The organism is Blautia marasmi (assembly GCF_900258535.1).
GTDB classification, from domain to species: Bacteria; Bacillota; Clostridia; order Lachnospirales; family Lachnospiraceae; genus Blautia; species Blautia hominis.
Genome location: NZ_OIWX01000001.1, coordinates 535,441 through 556,600 on the forward strand (window position 1 = coordinate 535,441; position 21,160 = coordinate 556,600).

Annotated in this window: 18 protein-coding genes; 5 read left to right on the plus strand and 13 right to left on the minus strand. The window is 44.2% G+C overall.

What is annotated here, in order from left to right; genetic code table 11:
- Nucleotides 1–18 precede the first annotated feature (18 nt).
- The 9 genes from C6P39_RS02270 to C6P39_RS02315 all read right to left on the minus strand — a co-directional run bounded on the left by C6P39_RS02270 (nt 19) and on the right by C6P39_RS02315 (nt 11,626).
- On the minus strand, nt 19–732 hold the full coding sequence (locus C6P39_RS02270; protein WP_104802654.1) for a hypothetical protein: 714 nt from the start codon (nt 730–732) through the stop codon (nt 19–21).
- Between the two features lie 55 nt (nt 733–787).
- The gene (locus tag C6P39_RS02275; protein ID WP_104802655.1) at nt 788–2,122 is read right to left on the minus strand and encodes an ABC transporter substrate-binding protein; all 1,335 of its coding nucleotides are present in this window, start codon (nt 2,120–2,122) and stop codon (nt 788–790) included.
- Nucleotides 2,123–2,372: 250 nt separating this feature from the next.
- Nucleotides 2,373–2,573 (minus strand): hypothetical protein, encoded by a 201-nt coding sequence (locus tag C6P39_RS02280; RefSeq protein WP_104802656.1) that lies wholly within the window; start codon nt 2,571–2,573, stop codon nt 2,373–2,375.
- A gap of 1,043 nt (nt 2,574–3,616) precedes the next feature.
- Complete coding sequence (locus C6P39_RS02290; protein ID WP_104802658.1) at nt 3,617–5,668, minus strand: LacI family DNA-binding transcriptional regulator; 2,052 nt, start codon at nt 5,666–5,668, stop codon at nt 3,617–3,619.
- 275 nt (nt 5,669–5,943) lie between these two features.
- Nucleotides 5,944–7,119 carry a Gfo/Idh/MocA family protein gene (locus C6P39_RS02295; protein WP_095173591.1) on the minus strand — a complete coding sequence of 392 codons (1,176 nt, stop codon included), beginning with the start codon at nt 7,117–7,119 and terminating at the stop codon, nt 5,944–5,946.
- A 30-nt stretch (nt 7,120–7,149) separates the two neighbouring features.
- Nucleotides 7,150–8,112: an ABC transporter permease gene (locus C6P39_RS02300; protein WP_095173590.1), complete on the minus strand. Its 963-nt coding sequence runs from the start codon at nt 8,110–8,112 to the stop codon at nt 7,150–7,152.
- A complete protein-coding gene (locus tag C6P39_RS02305) occupies nt 8,093–9,589 on the minus strand; it encodes a sugar ABC transporter ATP-binding protein (RefSeq protein WP_104802659.1) in 1,497 nt (498 codons plus the stop codon). The genes C6P39_RS02300 and C6P39_RS02305 overlap by 20 nt, the downstream gene beginning before the upstream one ends.
- Nucleotides 9,590–9,600: 11 nt before the next feature.
- Nucleotides 9,601–10,791 carry a substrate-binding domain-containing protein gene (locus C6P39_RS02310; protein WP_104802660.1) on the minus strand — a complete coding sequence of 397 codons (1,191 nt, stop codon included), beginning with the start codon at nt 10,789–10,791 and terminating at the stop codon, nt 9,601–9,603.
- 22 nt (nt 10,792–10,813) lie between these two features.
- Nucleotides 10,814–11,626: a sugar phosphate isomerase/epimerase family protein gene (locus tag C6P39_RS02315; RefSeq protein ID WP_104802661.1), complete on the minus strand. Its 813-nt coding sequence runs from the start codon at nt 11,624–11,626 to the stop codon at nt 10,814–10,816.
- 295 nt (nt 11,627–11,921) lie between these two features.
- Between C6P39_RS02315 and C6P39_RS02320 the strand changes: the two genes are divergently transcribed.
- Nucleotides 11,922–12,836: a sugar phosphate isomerase/epimerase family protein gene (locus C6P39_RS02320; protein WP_104802662.1), complete on the plus strand. Its 915-nt coding sequence runs from the start codon at nt 11,922–11,924 to the stop codon at nt 12,834–12,836.
- Nucleotides 12,837–12,852: 16 nt separating this feature from the next.
- A complete protein-coding gene (locus C6P39_RS02325; RefSeq protein ID WP_104802663.1) occupies nt 12,853–14,037 on the plus strand; it encodes a levoglucosan dehydrogenase in 1,185 nt (394 codons plus the stop codon).
- Nucleotides 14,038–14,194: 157 nt separating this feature from the next.
- On the opposite strand, the gene C6P39_RS02330 is transcribed toward C6P39_RS02325, so the two are convergent.
- Nucleotides 14,195–14,656: a trigger factor gene (locus C6P39_RS02330; RefSeq protein WP_104802664.1), complete on the minus strand. Its 462-nt coding sequence runs from the start codon at nt 14,654–14,656 to the stop codon at nt 14,195–14,197.
- Nucleotide 14,657: 1 nt separating this feature from the next.
- Nucleotides 14,658–16,277, minus strand: a complete 1,620-nt coding sequence (gene groEL, locus C6P39_RS02335) for a chaperonin GroEL (protein WP_104802665.1) — start codon at nt 16,275–16,277, stop codon at nt 14,658–14,660.
- Between the two features lie 272 nt (nt 16,278–16,549).
- Here groEL and C6P39_RS02340 point away from each other — a divergent pair, with 272 nt between their 5' ends.
- Nucleotides 16,550–17,419, plus strand: a complete 870-nt coding sequence (locus C6P39_RS02340; RefSeq protein ID WP_104802666.1) for a 3-methyl-2-oxobutanoate hydroxymethyltransferase — start codon at nt 16,550–16,552, stop codon at nt 17,417–17,419.
- A 58-nt stretch (nt 17,420–17,477) separates the two neighbouring features.
- Here the strand turns inward: C6P39_RS02340 and C6P39_RS02345 are convergent, their stop codons facing one another.
- Entirely contained in the window at nt 17,478–18,269 is a 792-nt protein-coding gene (locus C6P39_RS02345) for a helix-turn-helix transcriptional regulator (RefSeq protein ID WP_104802667.1), read from the minus strand.
- Between the two features lie 131 nt (nt 18,270–18,400).
- Here C6P39_RS02345 and C6P39_RS02350 point away from each other — a divergent pair, with 131 nt between their 5' ends.
- Together C6P39_RS02350 and C6P39_RS02355 are read left to right on the plus strand one after the other, a co-directional pair.
- On the plus strand, nt 18,401–19,345 hold the full coding sequence (locus C6P39_RS02350; RefSeq protein WP_104802668.1) for an SDR family NAD(P)-dependent oxidoreductase: 945 nt from the start codon (nt 18,401–18,403) through the stop codon (nt 19,343–19,345).
- 436 nt (nt 19,346–19,781) lie between these two features.
- A complete protein-coding gene (locus C6P39_RS02355) occupies nt 19,782–20,477 on the plus strand; it encodes an MBL fold metallo-hydrolase (protein WP_104802669.1) in 696 nt (231 codons plus the stop codon).
- A gap of 416 nt (nt 20,478–20,893) precedes the next feature.
- Here C6P39_RS02355 and C6P39_RS02360 read toward each other — a convergent pair whose 3' ends face one another.
- Nucleotides 20,894–21,106 carry a hypothetical protein gene (locus C6P39_RS02360; protein WP_104802670.1) on the minus strand — a complete coding sequence of 71 codons (213 nt, stop codon included), beginning with the start codon at nt 21,104–21,106 and terminating at the stop codon, nt 20,894–20,896.
- Between the last annotated feature and the right edge of the window lie 54 nt (nt 21,107–21,160).

A 21,160-nucleotide genomic window follows, 5' to 3' on the forward strand; every position in this document is an offset into this window, starting at 1 on the left:
TCCATTTTATATAAATTTTTATTGCTTGTTCTTCTTTGTCCATGTGCACCCTGCCAGAACTGCCACAGCCCCTGCGCCTAAGAACAGATATGCGGCAACCGGTGTCTCATCACCTGTCTTCACACTCCCCTTTTTTGTGCTGCTTTTTCCCCCACTGTTAGAAGAAGGTTTTTTATCGTTGTCTGTCTTGTTCTGGTTCTTTTTATCATTGTCCTGTCCACCGGGTTTTTCTGCCTGTTCTTCCCCCACGGTATAGACAATTTCCGGAGTTTCTGTTTCCAGGTCCCCATTGTCCCCTGACAGCTTCTCTGCTTTTACCTGAAAAGTAATCTCATCGCCTTCTTTTACCCCGTCTTTCAGCTTAAATCCCATATCCAGCAGGCTTCCGTCAGAAGGTATACTCTCTGCCGATGCAAATGCAACCACCATCTCTCCCTCCGGTTTATTGCCTGTGAGACAGTCATTCACTTCCAGCATTGTTCCGGAGAGTGCTTCTCCGGCTTCGCTTGGTGTAAGCGTCAGTTTCTCCGCATCATAGAAGATACGCAGCTTTCCATTAGTTACATTGTCACCGTTTTCCATCTTACAGCTCACATCGAGTGAGCGTTCACCGGCATGGTAGTCTGCCACTTCCATAAAGATTTTCGGTGTTTCCGCCGCATGTACCCATACGGACTGGGACACGAGCATCATGGAAAAAAGGCCGATCCCGGCTTTGATCCTTCTTTTCATTTTACCTTCTCCTCCTTAAGATATTGGTTTCCTGGTTCTCGCAAAATCTCGTTTTCTACTGTGCTGTGGCTGCTTCTGCCTGTGCCTGATAATCATTTAAGGTGCTGTCTGCATCAGCGCCGCCCACAATGGCCTGGACTGCTTTTGTCATTAAATCTTCAATGGCATATGTATTCAATCCATAATTTACCGAAGGTACACGAGCTGTCCACGCAGCGAAATCCTTAAAGATCTCCTGTCCGCCGAAAAACGCGTTCCCTTTTTTGTAATTTTCAGCTTCGGCTGCTGCATTCATGGTGCTTACCAGAGTGATGTCTGCTGCCAAGGTATTCATCAGTTCTACACTACTGGCGAATGTCTTTTTCAGAAAATCTTTTGCTGTTTCTTGATTTCCAACATTTTTCAATACATACCATCCACCTCCGCCGATGGAGGATGCATTGACAGAATCTTGGTTGGCTTCCATTTTCGGAAATTCAGCCACTGCCCACTTTCCGCTCTGGTCCTCCGCTTTCTGGATAGACGGCGCAACCCAGCACCCTGATATAACAGATGCGACTTCACCGTTGTTAAGTGCTCCTACAAACTGATTCCAGTCCGATACCTGTTTTGTACAGTCCGAATCCACTAATGCTTTGTATATCCCAATAGCATCTTTTAGAGCTTTGTTACCAGCTATTGTGACTTCGCCCTTATCTCCTGTATACCAGGCGCCTGCACTCTGCATCATCATCCTGACTTGTCCGATGTCGCTTGGATCCAGTGTGCACATTTGAACGCCGCATTTTTCTTTTACGGCTTTGCCAATCTCCATGTATTTTTCCCAAGTCAGGTTCCGCATGTCTTTCTGTGTAAAACCAGCCTGTTCAATGTAGTCTTTTCGGTAGAAGGTAGCTGCCACACCGCTGTCAAAGGGTACCCCGTATATCTTCCCTCCTGTCTGACATACTGCAGTCTTATATTCCGCAAAATCCTCTGCTTTTACTATGTCGGATAAATCTGCAAATTCATCCTGATATAAAGTCAGGTATCCCTGTGCCTTGTAATCCTCAATGAGTACAATATCAGGAAGTCCTTCATAGGAGGAGGAAGAAAGGCTTGTGTTCAACTTTGCTACGATGTCATCCTGTGCCATGGTCACGATGTTGATCTCCACATCAGGATTTGTTTTCATATATATATCCCTGGCATTCTGTGCAGCTTTGATATTAAATGCTTCATCCCAGGCCCAGATCGTCAGCTCTTCTCCTGCCTGGTCGTCATTGTCATTTACTGTTTCTTTTTTATCCCTGCCTTTTTCTGCGTTTCCTTTATCTGAACTGCCACATGCTGTCACACCTAAAATCAAGGACGCCGTAAGCAGCATGGCAAATACTTTCTTCTCTTTCATTTTATTCTCCTAATATTTAACAGGATATTTCGTTTTGTACTGTCATTCTACCATACCATGCCGATAAAATTTTAGTAAAATGTTTGTGTGAATTATCAATATTTTAAGGCCTTTTCAAGGATTTAGGATTTTTTCATGGTTTTGTTAAAATTTAAATGTTCGTTTGTTTCCCCATCTATTTCTCCGGATGATTTTGTATACAAAACGGTTCGCAGGACTGCCCCTGCGAACCGTTTAGACTGTAGATAAACTACTCTTGAAAATATTTTAGAAATTTCTTCTTTCTTATTTCTTCGGACTCCTCTTCTTCATCAAGTTCCTGAACATTAGCATCCTTTGTTCCCGAAAGGGCTTCGAGCATCTTGACTATCTCATTTTGAGCTATGGGACCCGAACCCAAGGATAAGCACACCATTATGGTAAGAAATAGTTTATATATCCTTTCTTTCATTATCTTCCTCCGATCTTATCTCTGCTTTGCGCTCGTAATAAGTATGCATTTTATAGTCACTGCCTAAATTGCACACAAAAAAGAAGCCATCGTTTGATCCTAAAAATGACTTATAACTACCAGAACACCTGCAATAGAGTCTTCTTATAATGGTACCTAATTAAGTTTTATCCATGATTTGAAAAACAATTGATTCAATTGTCCAGACGTACCTTCTGTTTAATTAATGTCCATCCATCAGGCAGTAATATAAATAAGGTCAAAAAGAAAAAAAGAAAAACTATAGTAAGATAAAAAAGCGGACGGATCCCTTTTGGAAGAGCTGTGACCATGAGTATTGGGCATACATTCTTCGTTATAGTTTCATTATAAGATTTTTTTTGATCCAATAATGAATCCTTAAAACCGGTAGTATGATTACTATCTTCGTTGACAATGATACTTTCTGAAGCTGCCCACGCCTCAATTACAGTTGTCTTATATAATGATCCATAGGGAGCATATGTACTGCAAAAGAGCACATTCATAGTTAAGCACACAGCAAAAAGAAGCATACGGAATGATACTGTAATACGGGACAGATGATCTATCTTATTATTTATTACCATTACGATTCCTTTCTACGCTATGGTCAACTGAAGCATCCTTGATCTTAATTCCATATCCGGAGATATGAGTAATACTCACTTATTTGATTATACCAGTAAAAAAAACAAAAAGAAAGAGGCTGTGAAAAAAACTCCTTTTATAAGACCATCGGCATAGTCAATGGTCTTATAGCTCCCCTTTTAATTTGTCAATGACAAGGAAAGGTATGCTCAATTAAGGAAATCATCTGCGGATGACAAGCAAAAAACTTTTAACAATTGGAAATGAACTTCGCCCGAAATAGAATAAGTTGTAGTTTTATTTTTCATAGCAGATAAATCTTACCACAAAAAGAGGATTTTCAACCACTAATGTGTATTGAAAATCCTCTTTTTTATTCGGACTGTTTTTTCACAGTCCCTTCATAACATCATTTACTTTGTCCACAGTCTTCATCACTCTTTCGTAGAAACATAGTTGGGATTCTCTTTAAATGCCTGTACCAACTCCTGCCCCGGTTCTTCTTTAAAAACTTTTTTCCATGATTTTAACAGGTTATCAGGCGTCACACTGATTGGCTCAATTCCGATAAATGATGGGACTTTTTCATTTAAAACGGATTTAGCAGCCGCCAATGCGATCGCCTGTCCCTGCTCATACGGGCACTGTGCGCTAAGTACCTTGATCATACCGCCTTTTGCCATATTCATAGCATCTGCATAGTCCAGATCGCTGGTAACGATGGCAATATCAGTCCGTCCCATTTCTGTCAGCGCGGCAATGGCCTCCATGGCAGGACCATCCCAGGAGATATAAAGGGCTTCTATTTCCGGATACCGTTTGATCAGATCTTTTGTCTTTTTATATACTTCATCTTCTTTTTCAAACCTAATCTCTTCGCATAAATGCAGCACCGGATATTCCTCACTTATCACCTGCTTTGCCGCGTTGTCCCTCTGCATAGTCGCGTAGAAATCAGCTCCATGGACGATCAATCCATAATTTTTCATATTATGCTGATACATATATTCCCCAAGGCCATGTCCCATATTCTGTCCATGAGAGTGTTCATTAATAGAAACACAGGTAACATAATCCTCCGGCTGCAGTCCATCCGGTACATTTGTTATCAAGATCAATTTTATCTCACTGTCCGCAATTTTTCTAAACGCGTCTGCCGTCAGCTTATTATCGGTGGGGATAGCGATCAGGATATCCGGTTCCAGCATTCTTAAACTGTCCAGCTGCCTGCACTGCAGCTGAGGATCAAAGTGGGCATCCGTGATCGCAATGACAGAAATGCCCAGATTGTCAAAAATATCCCGTATTCCTTTTTGGTGCAGCTCCATCCATGCCTTTCCCGCATAATGGAAAGAAATGGCTGCTGTCAGCTTTTTATATCGAATATTCTGTATCTCGGCTTCCGAGAGTACAAGTTCACTCATGGAAGATGCCTTTTCTCCAAATGGTCCCCTGCCGATTCCGCAAGTGGAGGAGCGCACCACCAGTTTTGTGGGCAGCGTAACGGTCCTATAAACGTTTTTATAAGCGGACACATTGGCATATTCTTTGTTTGCGATCCTTTGCAGCAAGGTCTCAATGGTCAGTTTTACATACTGTTCCGTATCCTGTTCCACAGTTGTAAGCGCCGGGGTGTGCAGAGGTGCCCAGTCAAAAGAACCGAAGCATACCACGGATATGTCTGTTGGACAGGTGATATTATGGGCATCTATATATTTCAGAAAAGGTATCACCACCGCGTAATTGGCAGCTATTAATGCTGTGGGCATTTGTTCACCACTCAAAAGTTCATCCAAAGCCTCAAAAATATCCTGCTCTTTTTGCAGATGCGGATAGATATAGCCGGACACTTCCGGAATATGGTACTCCTGCAGCGCTTTTTTGAACCCTTCCAACCGCTGGGGGGAACGCTCCTTGCTCCTCCCCAGAAATCCGATCCGTTCATGGCCCTTATTGATCAAATGCTTTGTGGCTTTATAGGCCCCATCCAAAGTGTCCGTACAAATTGTGTCTGCCATAAAATCCCTGACTTCTCTGCCAAGAACGATTACGGGGATCTTAACATCCAGAAGAACGCGCTGTATCAAAATGTCCTTTTCATCGGGAAAGACAATGATCCCGGTTACTGTATTCCCCTCCAGCAAAACGTCGAAAAAGTTTTTCATGCTGGAAATATCTGAATTACATTCTATGGTGATCAAAGAATACCCCGTATCTCTTAAACTTTCATCAATCTGCTGTTCTACCCTGCGTTGAAAATTACTTTTCTTATCAGCTATCAGCATAAGGATATATTTTTCTTTTATTTCCGGCATGTGCGGCAATGTTTTCTTTAGAACAAAATTAGGCGGAGTATCCAGTTCCCGTATTGCTTTCTCCACCTTTTCCACTTTCTCAGGACTAACATAACGTGTTTTGTTAACTACATGGGAAACCGTAGACGTTGAAACACCTGCCATTTTTGCAATGTCATTAATTGTGGCCATATTATTTTTCTCCCACCTTATATAGTATATTACTACTATACCGTTACCGAATAGAAAAGTCAATTTGTTGCGCAAATTTGGCAATATTTTCGTAACTCTTCACTCAGTACTGTGCATTCACTGCGCAGTACGTGAGAAAGTGATGCAAGGGTGCAGAAATCCCATCGCAGCAGGCGATTTTTAATGGATTTATGCATGTTACTGGAACGCAGTGAACAGTAACATATTTTCGTAACGAAAGAAACAGGAACCGCAAAGGGTCCCTGCACTCTTTTTTAATCTTCAACTTTCATCCATGCTTTATCCTGGGCGGATCTCATAACTGCGTCGCAGACTCTCTCCACACGGTATCCCACTTCAAAATTGGTACTCGGCTGATATCCCTCTGTGATCGCTTTTATAAACTCATACATTTCGATGGTTTTCAGTTCCCCGTAACCGATGTTCATACCCGGTATATTCCAGGTAACTTCCCCGTGGAAGTGCGCCGGCCCGGTATAAATTGTCTTGAATCCTCTTCTGTCATCCGGATCATCCGCAAAGCATACCTGTAATTCGTTCAGTCTTTCATAATTGAATGCAATGCTGCCTTTTGTTCCGTGCAGTTCGATGGTGATAAAGTTATTTCTGCCCCATGCATTACGGGTGGCTTCAATGCTGCCGACAGCTCCGTTTTTAAACTTTACAAGGAAGGAATCTTCATCATCCACATCCACTTCTTTTCTGGGGGCATCTGCACCCAGTTTTACAGTCCCAAGCAGGTCCACTCCGCCTTCCTGTACAGGCCTTTCTTTAATATATGTTTTTACCATGGAGACCACTTCCTCAATGTCCCCGGCCAGATACTGTGCAATGTCGATCACATGTGAAGCAATATCACCCAGCGTTCCTGCCCCTGCAATATCCTTCTGAAATCTCCATGACAGAGGGGAATCCGGGTCCGCAGACCAGCTCTGCAGATAGGTACAGCGGATATTCAGGATATCTCCCACCGCACCTTCGTCAATAAATTTTTTGGCAAGATCGATGGCGGGAACTCTGCGATACTGATAGGCATTCATGCTTACAATGCCTTTCTTTGCAGCTTCTTTGGCGGCATCCGCCATTGCTTTGGCATCGTCCAGTGTAGATGCGATCGGTTTTTCACAAATGACGTGTTTGCCTGCCTGCAGCGCGGCAATAGCAATGGGCGCATGGGCGTTGTTTGGTGTACAAATGCTCACCACATCAATTTCCGGATCATTGATAATATCATGCCAATCTGTACAGCAGGCCTGAAAACCAAACCTATCCTTTGCTTCCTCCGCGATAGACGGTTCAATATCACAGATCGTCTTTAAGACAGGTACTGCCGGAGCGGGCCAGAAAAATTTGGGCATATTAGAATAAGCTACCACATGTGCCTTTCCCATAAAACCTGCCCCTACTAATCCTACATTTAATTTTTTCATGATGAATCCTCCTTAAAATAGATATTTTATTTAATTGTTCTTTTTTCTTCGGCTTAAATTGCTGATCGCAACGGCAAGAATGATAATTCCGCCTTTGATCATTGTCTGCTGCGCAGAACTGAGATTCGCAAGGATAACCGCGTTATTCATCATTCCCATGAGCACGGAACCAAACAACGCTCCGATCACGGAACCGGTGCCGCCCGACATCGCCGTTCCTCCCAGTACGACTGCTGCGATAACAGACATTTCATCGCCGTCGCCGTAGGAATATCTTCCGGCCTGCATACGGGCCGCATACATGATCCCCGCAAATGCCGCAAATGCACCTGACATGGTGAAAGCAATGATCTTCACTCTGTCCGTTTTAATACCACTGTAAACCGCAGAGTTCTCATTTCCGCCTGTGGCCAGAACATGCCGGCCAAATGCGCTTTTGTTAAAGATCAGAATTCCAATGATATAAAACAGGATCGTCCACAAAACCAGCACCGGGATTCCCGCAACGCTTCCGATCCCAAAAATATTACAAAACGTTTTATTTGCAATAGGAACCGCCGCTGTATTGGTGATCCACATGGCAGCACCCCTTACGATCTCCATGACGCCAAGGGTAGCCAGAAAGGCCGGGAGTTTCAGTTTTGTGACCAGCAGCCCGTTGATACAGCCAATGACCACGCCAAATCCCAGGCCCGTCACCAGCGCCAGCAGAATACTGTTGGTAGCCTGCAGGACAAGAGAAACCAACATTGCTGTCATGGCAGTTACGGCGCCAACGGTCAGATCGATCTGGCCCGCTGCCATAACAAAAACACCGGCAACTGCCATAACGGATATCATTGCTGTCTGCCTCAGAATATTGATCAGGTTCCTGGGCTGTAAAAATCCTTTATTCCCCAGGATCAATGCAAACAGTATGAACACAGCGGTAAAAATAATATAGACCATATACTTATCCCACTGTATATTCTTTTTATTTTTGCTGGATTGCATATTGTAATTCCTCCTCTGAATCTATTTTGCTCCTATCCATCTCTCCGGTAATCCTTCCATCATATATGGTGATGATCCTGTCACATACTGCCATAAGTTCCGCCAGTTCTGATGAAACAAACAAAACACCTTTTCCTTCCTCCGCATAATCCCTCATCAGCGCAATGATCTCGGCTTTCGCTCCTACATCGACGCCTGCCGTGGGTTCATCCAGCATCATGACTTCCGGCTGCATATTCATCCACTTAGCAAGGACTACCTTTTGCTGGTTGCCGCCGGACAGCAGATTGATCCTCTTATGAATATCATCTGTCACTATATTAAGTTTCCGGACATTATCTTCCACCATCTCATCAGCCATTTTTTCGTCAACAAAAACTCCGTGTTTTCTCAGTTTTGCCACTTTGGGCAAGATGGCGTTTTCTTTTACAGAGTGGATCAGGACAAGACCCTTTTTTCTTCTGTCCTCAGGGATCAACGCAAAACCGTTTTTAACAGCCTCTTTTGGGTTTCCTATCTTCATGGTTTTACCATTCAGTTTTACGACGCCCCCTTCCTGTTTCCTGATCCCAAACAAAGTCTCCAAGATCTCTGTCCTGCCGCTTCCCATCAAACCGGCAAATCCCAGGATTTCTCCTTGTTTCAGGCTGAAAGAAATGTCTGATATCCTGTCGTTTATTTTAAGATGCTCTACGCTCAACAGATCAGGGCCGTCTTTGTCATATGTCCTGGGAACCCAGTCAAATTTTTTTCCTGTATTCTCCCCCATCATATGAGCAATGATCTCATCCATAGTAATGTCGGAAATCCGACTGGTATGTACAATTTTGCCATCCCGCAATATGGAAATACTGTCCGCAATCTCCATGATCTCACTCATACGGTGTGAAATATAGATCATGGAAACCCCTTTATCCTGCAGGTCCTTCATCATTTTAAAAAGCTGTTTGGTCTCTGCATCTGATAAGGACGCGGTAGGCTCATCCAGTACCAGGATCTTTGCCTCTTTTTCCATGGCCTTTGCGATCTCAATCATCTGGCTTAAACCTACACTCAGATTACCAACCATCTCTTTTGGGTTCACTTCGATCCCTAATTCTTCCAGAACCTCACGAGAGCGTCTTGTCATGTCTGAAGTTTTGCGGAATCCTTTTTCAACGATCTCCGCCCCCAGAAATATGTTCTCCTCCACTGTCATAGTCTGGATGAGAGACAATTCCTGAAATATCATCCCGATTCCGTTCTTTTTCGCATCATGCGTGTCCTGAATGGATACTTCCTGCCCATTGACCAAAATCTTCCCGGCATCCTTTGTGTAAACGCCTGTCATGATCTTCATCAATGTAGATTTTCCGGCTCCGTTACCGCCAACCAGTGCGTGGACTTCCCCCTTTTTCAAAGAAAAATCCACACCTTTGAGTACCGGTACTCCAAAAGATTTTTCAATCCCCTGCATTTGCAGCACATATGGGTTCATTTTCTCCCTCCTTATTTGCCTGCTGCTTCCTGCAGCCATTCCGGCGCCTCAACATGATATACATCTTTATATGCTTCCAGGATATTGGACCCATCTACTTTCTTTGCCGCAACCGCAACGTATGCCGGTGCCTCTTTTCCCAGCAGAGAATATGCAGCCAGTGTTGCCTCAGCAACTCCCTGGTCATAGGGAAGCTGTGCGCCGAGTCCCACAACATTGCCTTCTGCAATTTCTTTCGCTATATTATTTCCCAAGTCAATGGTCGTAAGCTTCACATCATCGCCGGTCAAGCCTGCTGCCTTTACAGAGGAGAGCACGCCTTCCATGGGAACATCCCAGCTTGCATAGATTCCATTGATCATAGGATACTGTGTTAAGATGGCATCCCCCTGTTCGGAACATCCGTTTTCATCTGTAAATCCCTGTTCTGTCACGATCTCAACATCCGGATATTTGGCTGCCATTGTCTCTTTAAAGCCCTGGTCTCTCTGATTTGTCACAAAAAAGTCCGCATCATAATAGACCATTCCAATCTGTCCTTCTCCGCCAAGAGCTTCCCCCATTAATTCCGCAGCAACACAACCGTTTCCATAGTTATCCGCAGATACACAGCTCACATAATCTTTTCCCGCTGTCATCTCTGACGGAACATTGTCCATAAATACCAGCTTGATCCCCTCATCTGCCGCTTTTTTGAATGCATCAGCGGTAGCTGTGGCGTCTGTCGGAATACTGATGATGACATCCGGATCTTTAGCCATAATGGTCTCTATGTCTGATACCTGCTGTTCTGCTGAAAAATTCGCATCCGTGGTCGCAACGATCTCTATACCCAGATCTTCAAAGGTGGCCTTTAAGCCTTCCAGCTGGGAAGTTGCCCAGTCATTACCTCCATAATGAAGCGAAATGGCTGCTTTGTATCCGCCGTCACGGATCTGCTGTTTCTCTTCCTCTGTCAATGTAATATCAGATGCCGGGGTTGCCGCTTCTCCATTCGGACCCGTTGATAAGATCTTACTGCCATCTGCATCCTGAACGGCCTCATCCGGGGCGTCCGTTTCTTTTTCTGTATCTGCATCTGCTGCTGTATCGGTTTTCGTTTTTGCTGCCGCATCTGAACTATCTGCAGAGTTTCCGCAGCCTGCCATCATCGTCCCGATCATTCCTATTGCTAATATCACACTTACCAATTTTCTTTTCATATTTTACCTGCCCTTTCTATATTTAAATAAGTTTACCTTTAAGAAATTCATAGGAAGTCCTGCACGCAGAAACCGGATCACCGGCATATCCATCTACTTCCACAAGATAATCCCCGTTGTAACCTTTCTGTTTCAGGAAGTCAAGCACCCCGTTAATATCAATACTGCCCGTACCAAGTGGAGCAAACCCGTTTTCATCCAAATCTTTTAAATGTACAAAAGAGATCCTGTCGTAATATTTCTTCACGATTTCCAGAGGGTCTCCTCCGCCTGCCGCAAGATGCGCCAGATCCGGACAAATATCAATTGATGTTCTGGCAAACAGCTTATCAATCTGTTCCGGCGCCTCTGCCATGGAACCCAGATGAGGATGATAGCTTGCTTTCAGCCCGTATTCCGCAAACACATGACCAGCCATATCCAGTCCTTTCCCCAGCAGTGTATAATCTTCTTCCTGGATCCCTTTTCCTCTGATGGCACCTCCGCAGATACCTATATATGTAACGCCAACTTCTTTTGCTGCCTTCGCAACGGTTTCCATATGATACATCTCATCTTCCAGAGCATCCTGATATATAAAGTTTGCTCCCACACAGACACTCATCATTTCTGCGGAATACTTTTGCAGCATGTCTTTCAACACGGAAAGGTCATTACTATATTTTGTAAGGTTGCCTTCCAGGACTTCAATACTTCTGAATCCAACTTCTGTTATGCTTTTCAGGATCTCCTCATCATTCCCCATAGTCAGATACCGGATATCCTTGACACTTGTCACACCGGCACCATCCCCAACAAGGGGGCCGAAACCATTTGTCATATAACCAATTCTCATAAACAATACCTCCGTTTTTGTGCTGTTTATCAAATTTGCGCAAATTTTCTTGATGCAGCAATCATACCTCGTTTGGTTTTATTCGTCAATATCTTTTTCAAATTCTCCTGTTTTTTGGTATTTTTTCACAATCCGCGCCTTTTCTTATTGTCACTTTTCACACATTGACTTTTTCCGCGCTCCCCCTCATAATATGTTATATAAAAATTTGCGCAAATTATTTTTGCCACTGTTACATACTTAGACAAGAGCGCGCGCTCCTGTCAATAAACAAACCAGAAAGGAATATATAACTATGAAACTTGGATTTATCAGTTCGATTCTTGATTCCTCTTCTTTTGAAGAAGTCATTGACACCGCCTCAGAACTTGGTTATGAGTGTGTTGAAGTAGCTTGTTGGCCAAAAGAGAAAGCAGCCAGACGTTATGCCGGGATCACACATATTGATATTGAAGCACTTACCGAAAGCAAGATCGCTTCCCTTAAACAATACTGTCTCTCAAAAAATGTTGCCATATCTGCACTGGCTTATTATCCCAACACTCTGTCAGATGAAATTGACCAGCGTCAAAAGGCAGTGGAGCATTTAAAAGCTATGATCATTGCCGCTCCGAAATTAAATGTCGACACCATCACTACCTTTATCGGCCGTGTACAAACTCTAACCGTAGAGGAGAATCTAACGATCTTCAAAGAGGTATGGACTCCTATCATCCAACTTGCGGAACAGTACAAAGTAAAAATAGCAATTGAAAACTGTCCAATGCTTTTCGGCCCCGAGCAGTGGCCGGGCGGTCAGAACCTTATGACCACCCCTGCAATCTGGCGTAAAGCCTTTGACTTGATCCCAAGCGATTACTTCGGTTTAAACTACGACCCTTCCCACTTTGTCTGGCAGCAGATGGATTACATCAAGCCATTATATGAGTTCAAAGAAAAAATCTTCCATGTACACTATAAAGACATAAAGATCTATCAGGATAAGCTGGAGGATGTAGGAACCATGGCCTACCCCTTAGACTATATGTCCCCAAAACTCCCCGGACTGGGAGACGTGGACTGGGGAAAATATGTATCCGCATTGACCGATATCGGCTACAACGGTTACAGCTGCATAGAAATAGAAGACAAAGCTTTCGAGAGTTCTTCCGAACGGGTGCTGGACGCCCTCCGACTTTCTTACCGTTACATGAGACAATTTGTTATTTGAGAGGAGAAATAAACATATGAAACCAGAGAAAATAAATATAGGACTTATCGGAGCCGGTTTTATGGCCAAAGCACACTCTATCGCATATGCCGGTATGCCAATGTTTTTTTGGCCGGCTCCAGCGATCCCTGTCAAAAAAATGATCGTAGATATGAATGAATCCATAGCCAGGGACGCTAAGGAAAAGCTGGCTTTCGAGGCTTATTCCACAGACTGGCATGATATTATAAACGATCCGGAAATTTCTGTTGTGGATATTTGTACGCCAAACAATGTACACGCCGAGATTGCCATCGCAGCAGCAAAAGCGGGAAAACACATTATCTGCGAGAAGCCTCTTGCTCTAACCTCCGATGAAGCAAAAGAAATGTACCTGGCTGCAAAAAAGAATCATGTTAAGACCATGGTGGCTTTCAACTACCGGAAGACGCCCGCGGTACAGCTTGCAAAAAAATATATTGACGAAGGTGCCATCGGTGAAATCCTTGATTTCCGCGGTACCTATCTTCAGGACTGGTCAGCTGATCCTGATTCCCCTCTATCCTGGCGTTTCCAAAAAGAAATATGCGGAAGCGGCGCCCTGGGCGATATCGGAACCCATGTGGTAGACATGCTCCGCTTTCTTGTAGGAGATTTTAAAAAGGTGAACGCACGGACAGCAACTTACATCAAAGAAAGGCCCTTACAGTCCGGCATGTCCGACAGTCTCGGCAATGCGCGCGTGGAACAAAATGCGCCTAAAAAAGCGGTGGACGTGGATGACCAGTGCATATTTATGGTAGAATGCGCAAACGGCGCTTTTGGAAGCATCGAAGCTACCAGAAACGCCTGGGGAAGGAACAACTATATCACCTTTGAGATCCACGGGACAGAGGGGTCTATTTTCTTTAACTACGAACGCCGTGACGAGCTTCAGGTCTGCTTTGCCAGTGATGCTGCAGACAGACGCGGATTCCGCACGGTGTACACAGGCCCCAATCATCCATACGGCAGCGGATTATGGCCAATCCCCGCTCTCGGCATCGGATATACCGAAACAAAAATTATTGAATGCTATGATTTCTTCCGTTCTTTGCAGGAAGATACAGAACCCGTCCCTAATTTCCGTGACGGATATGCAGTTGAATTGATTTCTGATGCCATATTAGAATCGGCCCAAACACATGAATGGGCCGATGTAAGAGATATTTCCGCTCTATAAAATTTGCGGCTGTCAAACAACCGGATATCCGCTGCATGTAAAATGCCAGCCGGATCATGTATTCTTATCCTAATATCAACCAACCGGCCATCCATGTGGGGATGGCCGGTTGGTATCAATCCTCGCCGCTCCACACGCAAAAGCACACACCCTACCTTCAATGCTTCTCATACGTTCCTTTTTGATCCGACAGCCTGCCTGCCGCCTGAACAAAGATCCATTCCTCAGCCTTCCGCCTCTCTACATCACCTGCAAGCATTGCAAAATCTTCTCCAAAGAAACGTTTAATCATATCTACGGTACTGTTCTGCCGTTCTGCCATAGAAATGGCCTCCTCTTTTAATTCTTCATTTGTAACAGAAAAATTCTGTACCTTGATGATATCACGGATAACTATGTCATATTTTGCTTCATAATAGGCAGCCTGGTTTAATTCCTCTTTCATATTTTCCAGTTCCTGTCCCGGAAATAAATGGTGCGCTCCGGTGGTCAGGGTATCATATTGCATCCGATGGCGCATCTCACGCTGAATATAGTTCCGTTCTTCCGCAATTCTTTCTTCAGGAACTTCAATGTTGTATTCCAAAATATATTTTCTGATCATTTCTTCTCTATCCATATTATTTCTCCGCTTTATCGCTTCCTGAAACAGCGGCCTCCGCAGTTGCGATGGCCGCGGCTGCAGAAACAGCCGTTTCAAATGCCAGACGTGTTACCTTGACGGGATCAATGATCCCTTCCTCCATCATGACCACCATCTGGTTCGTGTCCACATTGTATCCTGTACCTGATTCCTTTGTCAAAAGTATTTCTGTAAGGAACTTACCGTCTTCACCTGCATTTTCAAGTATCTGCACCGCCGGTGCTTTTAGAGCATAACAGACTGCCATAGCTCCGGCCTGCTCATCTCCATCCAACCGTGCTGCGAATTCCTCGATTTTGGGCGCAATGTTCAGCAGCGCGATACCTCCGCCGGGAATAATCCCCTCATCTATGGCGGCCCGGGCTGCATTTACAGCATCTTCCATACGCATTTTCCGCTCCCATATCTCCGGTTCGGTCTGCCCGCTCACATGGATTTTAGCGACACCGGATACAAATTTTGCCAGTCTTTCTTTGTACCGCTTCCGATTAAATTCGTAGTCTGTGTTCCGGGATAGAAACCGCAGCTCCCTGATACGCCCGGAAATCTTCTCAGGATCACCGCCCGGATCCATTATCATTGTTTGATTCTTCGTAACTTTTACATGACCGGCAGTTCCAAGCATCTCTCTTGAAACATCCTTTACATTCAGCAAAAATTGTTTACTGATATAGACACCCCCGGTCTGCAAAGCTATATCCTCCATCCGCCATTGTCTGCCTTCTCCGTATTCCGGAGCATTCACACAGACGATCTGCATGTCACCTTCCCTGCGGTTTCTATTGATCAGCCCGAGAGCAGAGCCTTCCACACCTTCAGAGACGATCAGGCAGGAACGCTCATCCTCTGCCGCAATAAGCAGAAACGGGAGCAGTTCCTGATAATCTGTAAACCTGGTATCACAGAGCAGGATATAAGGGTCATGCAGTTCCGCGATCATTTCTTTGGTATCCGTGCACATATCAGCGGCAATATATCCCCTGTCAAATACAATCCCTTCCTGCACCTCCATAGTTGTCTCAAAACGCCCCGAATCCTCCAACGTGATCACGCCCTCCACTCCCACTTTATCGAAAGCTTCGGCAATGAGATGTCCAAGCTCCTCATCCCGACAGGAGATTGAGGCCACTGCGGCTATCTCTTCTGTTTTCAGCACCGGAACTGCCATCTGTTCCAGGTGCTGCACTACTTGTTTTGCCGCTTTCTTCATACCTCTTCGCAGCGAAAGCGGCGCTGCACCGGCAATGATCAACCGATTCAGATAATGAAGCAATACCTGCGCCATTAAGATTGTTGTGGTTGTCCCATCCCCCGCCGCCGCATTGGTTTTATCCGCAGCATTTTTGAGGATCTGTGCTCCCATGTTCTGTATGGGATCTGCCAGAACAATGGATTGTGCAGCTGTATCACCATCGTTGGTGATCAGAATATGCGCTCCTGCCGCAGGAGCATCTGCATATGAAGCACCTTTGATATTTGCCTTTTGATATAATGCTACATTTCTTCCCCCGGGTCCCAGAGTACCCTTTACTGTATTTGCTATGGCATCAACACCGATCAGCATTTTCTCACGTGCGTCCTGGTTATATAAAATCATTGTCCGTTTTACCTCCTGTTCCTCAATCTTTGCATTCTCCCGTCACAGCTACTTCTTACCCTAAAATATGTCTGACCGTTCATTTCAGAAGACACGCTCTAATATCCTAAGACAAATTTAGCACAAAAAATATTGTTAAGATGTACTTAAAATTAAGTATTTTATACAAAAAAGCACTAATATACTAATGTTTTAGTATTTTTAATTCATGTAATGGCTGATATGATTGTCTCATAACCAAGTAACGGATAAAGAAAAAGGAGGTATTTTTAATGGAAGAACAAAAAAACATTAAGATGTCAACTGCGTCCAAGACCAGAAAGAGTCTGGCCTATCTGCAGAAGATGAAAGACAAAGGGGAAAAGATCGTGCAGATGTGCCCTGCGGAATTAGGTCCTGTATTCGGTATGGCAGCGGAGCTTGTGGATTGTGATATTCTTCGTATGCCGTCTCTTCTGTCAACCCGTGGATTCGCCCGTCTGGATGACCAACTCAGCACTGCAGGTTTATCCATCATTAAGTATCGGGAATATGCAAACATCATTCACATTAATTTCTATATGCCTACTGCAACTTATGTTGATAAAGCAGAAGCTGTCCGCTGGGGTGCCGAATGGGTATTTGATGGTGCTGACTCCATGCTTCCCATGGGAATCACCAACGATATTCTGAAATTCATGTCCGACAATTATGTACCTACTTATGGACATATCGGTGCCATATCCGGTTGGCAGACGAATGCAACCGGTTATAAAAAGGTGGGCAAGACTGCTGAAGATGCATTCCGTATCTTCAAATGGGGATATGAGTACCAGGAAAACGGTATGGGCGGCATGACTATTGAACTTACTCCTATGGAGGTGTCTCAGGCAATTGCTGAAAAACTCAGGGTGCCTGTCGTATCTATCGCCGCCGGCGCACCTTGTGACGGCTCTGAGATGGTAGACATGGATACTTTTGGAATGATGCCGACTCCTGCCTCCCACGCAAAGGTATATGCCAATTTAATGCCTTTCCTGTGCCAGGCCTATGGTGCATGGGCAAATGATGTCCGCACCGGTGCTTATCCAGAGGACAAGAACGGTTATCACATGAATCCGGAAGAACTGGATAAATTCAACACCATGATGACAAACTTCTGATCACCTGATCCCGGATGAAAAGGCCGGTATGTCACCCGACAGACCGGCCTTCTATGCTTTATAAATTCATCAGCTTGAACAGAAGGTCTTTTTGTGATGAAACACCTACTTTTTCATAGATATGGGAAATGTGCTTGTATGTAGTTGTCTTCGCTATATAGAGTGCTGAACTGATATTCCGGATACTCATACCCTGGCATAACAGATTGACGATCTCGAACTCCCGTTTTGTAAAGTTATATTCCGTCCAGCCGGCTTCTCCCTTTCTGGCGTTATTATCTGTTCCCTGATAATAAAAGTTACGGTACATATTGTTCAGTATGGGAAGCGCAAGCTGCAGACGGTTGATCTCTATCTCTGAAAATATTTTATCCTGGATCCTGTCCAGGGAAAATACAACCCGATGCTTACCATTTAGATCAAAGAAAGAGAATCCCCAGGAATACGTCAGTTTCTGTGCATGGATATAGTTTGTCAAAAACTCAGATTTTGGTACATCAGACCACTTTATTATGCGTGAATTAGGCAGCTCATATGCATGGTACATGGATTTTTTGATTGAAAACTGGGGAGGGCATTTTTCACACTCCAGATAATAATTCAGATATTCATCTACCCACTGGTCCTGAATATTGATGGTATATTCTCCGGATATTTCCCCGTTGGCATCCAGAAAAAACACAAAAGCCCGGTCAAATGCACACATGGCACCGGCAAGCTCCAGGAATCTCACCGCAAAACTTCGGGGACTGTGAGCATTGCTGCATTCAAGGATCAAATTGTAGGCATCAATATAACAAGAGGGATCTATATTCTTAATTTTAGGAAATGCGTAAATAATATCATCCATACAACTTTCCACCCTTTCTATGCAAAACCAAAGATATCTATATTATAATCTGCCAGCCAGACAACGCAGAATACTTAATTTTAAGTATATTACACCTGAATCAATTATGAAAGAAGAAAAGGAGAATAATTATGAGTAACGAACAGTCTCCCCCGATCACTCCTGAGATGATCGCCAACCTGACACTGGATAATGTAACACATGCACAGAGTCTTAAGGATGTATTCATAAATAATATGGCAGGCAAGACTGCCATTGTTACCGGAGGAGCTTCGGGCCTGGGATACAATGTGGTAAACCGTCTCAGCGAGGCCGGCGCAAAAGTTATGATTGCCTCCCGCAATGAGGAAAAGGGCCGGAAAGCCGAAGGCGAATTTAAAGCCAGGGGGCGCGAAGTCACCTGGCACAAAACCGATGTTACAAATGTTGCTTCCTGTTATGAAGTTGTGGATCATACAGAAAAAACCTACGGCAAGGTAGATATTTTGGTTGCCAATGCGGCAACCTGGAGTATGTTTGCCTTTGTTGATATGCCGGAAGAGGAGTATGACAGGGTTATGGATACTGACCTGAAAGGGGAATATTTTATGGCTCAGGCTGTCGCCCGCTCCATGATACGCAATAAGATCAAAGGTAAGATCGTATTTACTTCCTCTGCAGCCAGACACGGCAGTGATGTGACAGGTATTGGCATGATGACGCACTACAATGCAGCGAAGGGAGCTGTGGCCAGTATGACCATGGGCGTCGCGAAAGAGCTTCGTCAGTATGGCATCACAGTTAACTGTGTAGCCCCGGGAGGCATGCTCTCTGAAGGTTCCATCTGTAATTCAGGAAAGCTTGCAGACTACTATGGCACGGAATTACTGGCTGATCAGCATGCACTTTCCGGAGGTACTCCTCTGGCAATGAATCCCGACGAAGTTGCACTCGCTGTGTTTGCATTGTGTACAGATATGTCTGACTTTATGGTTGGTGAGACTATAGATGTTACAGGAGGGGCAACACTGAGCTTCCAGCAGAAGCCCTGGAGTTTCACTTTGCCAGGTTGTATCCCTGGACCAAAAACTGAATAAGAATGATCTCTGACTGCCCGGGCATTACCCTCAAAGCACCTTTGCGCGTTGTGATAAAAGAAGCTGCGGCGCTTACCCCGCCGCAGCTCTTTTATCTTCTTATCTGAGTTATGCACGTCAATCCTATAAAATCCGTACTTTTACAGTATCCTTGCTCCATCGTTTCCTTTATACCAACAAGACAATTATCGCAACGACTGCATTTCATCCCTTTGATCAAAGGCATGATAATGCTTGTCGGGGAGCCTTCCATGATCCTGCCCAAAATCGGTAACAGAATAGACAGATTTGCCGGCTGATGATAAAATGTGAATAGGGCAGGAACCAGAGAATATGAAGAACAGACGGGCGATGTTACGATAGATACGATGTTTTCTGCAGACATAGAAAATGCGATTCCATAAAAATAAAAATTACCAGAAAGGTGGAATAAAAAATGGGCATAAAAAATCTTACCGATAGAATTTATTATCTGCCACATGAAGCAGAAGTAGATCGTCCCATGCTTGCGTACTTGAAAGGAAGCAGATTTTCGCTTGCCATAGACGCTGGATATTCAGCAAAACATATTGATGACTTTTATGATCAATTAAAAGGAGCAGGGCTTAAAAAACCTGATTTTACCGTCATAACACACTGGCATTACGACCACACATTTGGCATGAGCCGGATTCATGGAGCCAGCATCGCCCACGAAAAAACAAATTTATTCCTGAAGGAGCAACAAGAAAAAGCTCTTGAACCGTCGTATATTAATCGTTTAAAAAAAGAGGATCTTTATTTTGAACGAGAATATCATGGTGAAACAAAACTGCATATCGTATTGTCCGACATTCAATTCCGGAAAGAGCTTCTTCTAGACTTAGGTGGAATGACCGCAAAAATATATCACACCGAAGCCCCTCATTCTGAAGATACCGTTTGTGTTTATGTACCGGAGGAAAAAGTCCTCTTCCTGGGAGATGCCACAAGTGAAGATTTTTTTAACAATGGTTATATGGATAAAAGCAAGCTGCGGAAACTGGTGCATATGATTCAAGCGACGGACTGCATTTACTGCGTTTTAAGCCATGCAGAACCACTAAGAAAAGAGGATTTATTAAGTTACCTAAACGGTTTGTCAGAAAGCTGAATGTCTATTTTCATGATGACCGCCCCGCCGCCAGCCAACGTCTGCTCTCTTATAAAATCGTATTCGCCAGTTTTGCCATTCCGTAATCATACCGGCATAAAGCCATAGTTGCTTCTGGGATCACAGGTCGGTTCATTATATGCCAAATACCGCAGCGATCAAAAATTGCATTACAGGATTGGTGTTCATTGCTTTTTCATACTAATCAGCAAGCTGCTCCATCGACGGCTTATGTTCAAGGCTCCTATAAATGGCTGCATACATGGCCTCACCCATCAGATTGATGAACAGGACATCATATTCTCCATATTCCGGGATGTTAGAATAAAACCCACAGCACCCGCACCTTCAGGCCGATTTTTATAGCATCTTCTCCATATTATGTACTTTTGTTCATCATTTCCGGACACCAGATGTTATTTGCCATCCTTATTCTGCCCGCTGCGTCTGTACTTAATAAAAAAAGCGATAGCCGCGGCACTGAACAAAAGTGCACAACAGCAATGCAGCAGAAACCATGTATCAAAAGTACCCCTATCATGGCAGTTTAGGGGAATAGTAGTAATCCAAATTACCGCACCTATGGCAAATAGCATTGATGAAACCAAGTATTCCTTTTTCCACTTCATAGTTTATCCTCCATTGCCGGCCCCGTCACCTCCGGGCAAGTGATTATCAGCTCT

What these genes read in the sequence shown, in the direction of transcription:
- C6P39_RS02270 (WP_104802654.1), bottom strand. Translation starts at nt 732, where the DNA reads ATGAAAAGAAGGATCAAAGCCGGGATCGGCCTTTTTTCCATGATGCTC.
- C6P39_RS02275 (WP_104802655.1), bottom strand. Translation starts at nt 2,122, where the DNA reads ATGAAAGAGAAGAAAGTATTTGCCATGCTGCTTACGGCGTCCTTGATT.
- C6P39_RS02280 (WP_104802656.1), bottom strand. Translation starts at nt 2,573, where the DNA reads ATGAAAGAAAGGATATATAAACTATTTCTTACCATAATGGTGTGCTTA.
- C6P39_RS02290 (WP_104802658.1), bottom strand. Translation starts at nt 5,668, where the DNA reads ATGGCCACAATTAATGACATTGCAAAAATGGCAGGTGTTTCAACGTCT.
- C6P39_RS02295 (WP_095173591.1), bottom strand. Translation starts at nt 7,119, where the DNA reads ATGAAAAAATTAAATGTAGGATTAGTAGGGGCAGGTTTTATGGGAAAG.
- C6P39_RS02300 (WP_095173590.1), bottom strand. Translation starts at nt 8,112, where the DNA reads ATGCAATCCAGCAAAAATAAAAAGAATATACAGTGGGATAAGTATATG.
- C6P39_RS02305 (WP_104802659.1), bottom strand. Translation starts at nt 9,589, where the DNA reads ATGAACCCATATGTGCTGCAAATGCAGGGGATTGAAAAATCTTTTGGA.
- C6P39_RS02310 (WP_104802660.1), bottom strand. Translation starts at nt 10,791, where the DNA reads ATGAAAAGAAAATTGGTAAGTGTGATATTAGCAATAGGAATGATCGGG.
- C6P39_RS02315 (WP_104802661.1), bottom strand. Translation starts at nt 11,626, where the DNA reads ATGAGAATTGGTTATATGACAAATGGTTTCGGCCCCCTTGTTGGGGAT.
- C6P39_RS02320 (WP_104802662.1), top strand. Translation starts at nt 11,922, where the DNA reads ATGAAACTTGGATTTATCAGTTCGATTCTTGATTCCTCTTCTTTTGAA.
- C6P39_RS02325 (WP_104802663.1), top strand. Translation starts at nt 12,853, where the DNA reads ATGAAACCAGAGAAAATAAATATAGGACTTATCGGAGCCGGTTTTATG.
- C6P39_RS02330 (WP_104802664.1), bottom strand. Translation starts at nt 14,656, where the DNA reads ATGGATAGAGAAGAAATGATCAGAAAATATATTTTGGAATACAACATT.
- groEL (WP_104802665.1), bottom strand. Translation starts at nt 16,277, where the DNA reads ATGATTTTATATAACCAGGACGCACGTGAGAAAATGCTGATCGGTGTT.
- C6P39_RS02340 (WP_104802666.1), top strand. Translation starts at nt 16,550, where the DNA reads ATGGAAGAACAAAAAAACATTAAGATGTCAACTGCGTCCAAGACCAGA.
- C6P39_RS02345 (WP_104802667.1), bottom strand. Translation starts at nt 18,269, where the DNA reads ATGGATGATATTATTTACGCATTTCCTAAAATTAAGAATATAGATCCC.
- C6P39_RS02350 (WP_104802668.1), top strand. Translation starts at nt 18,401, where the DNA reads ATGAGTAACGAACAGTCTCCCCCGATCACTCCTGAGATGATCGCCAAC.
- C6P39_RS02355 (WP_104802669.1), top strand. Translation starts at nt 19,782, where the DNA reads ATGGGCATAAAAAATCTTACCGATAGAATTTATTATCTGCCACATGAA.
- C6P39_RS02360 (WP_104802670.1), bottom strand. Translation starts at nt 21,106, where the DNA reads ATGAAGTGGAAAAAGGAATACTTGGTTTCATCAATGCTATTTGCCATA.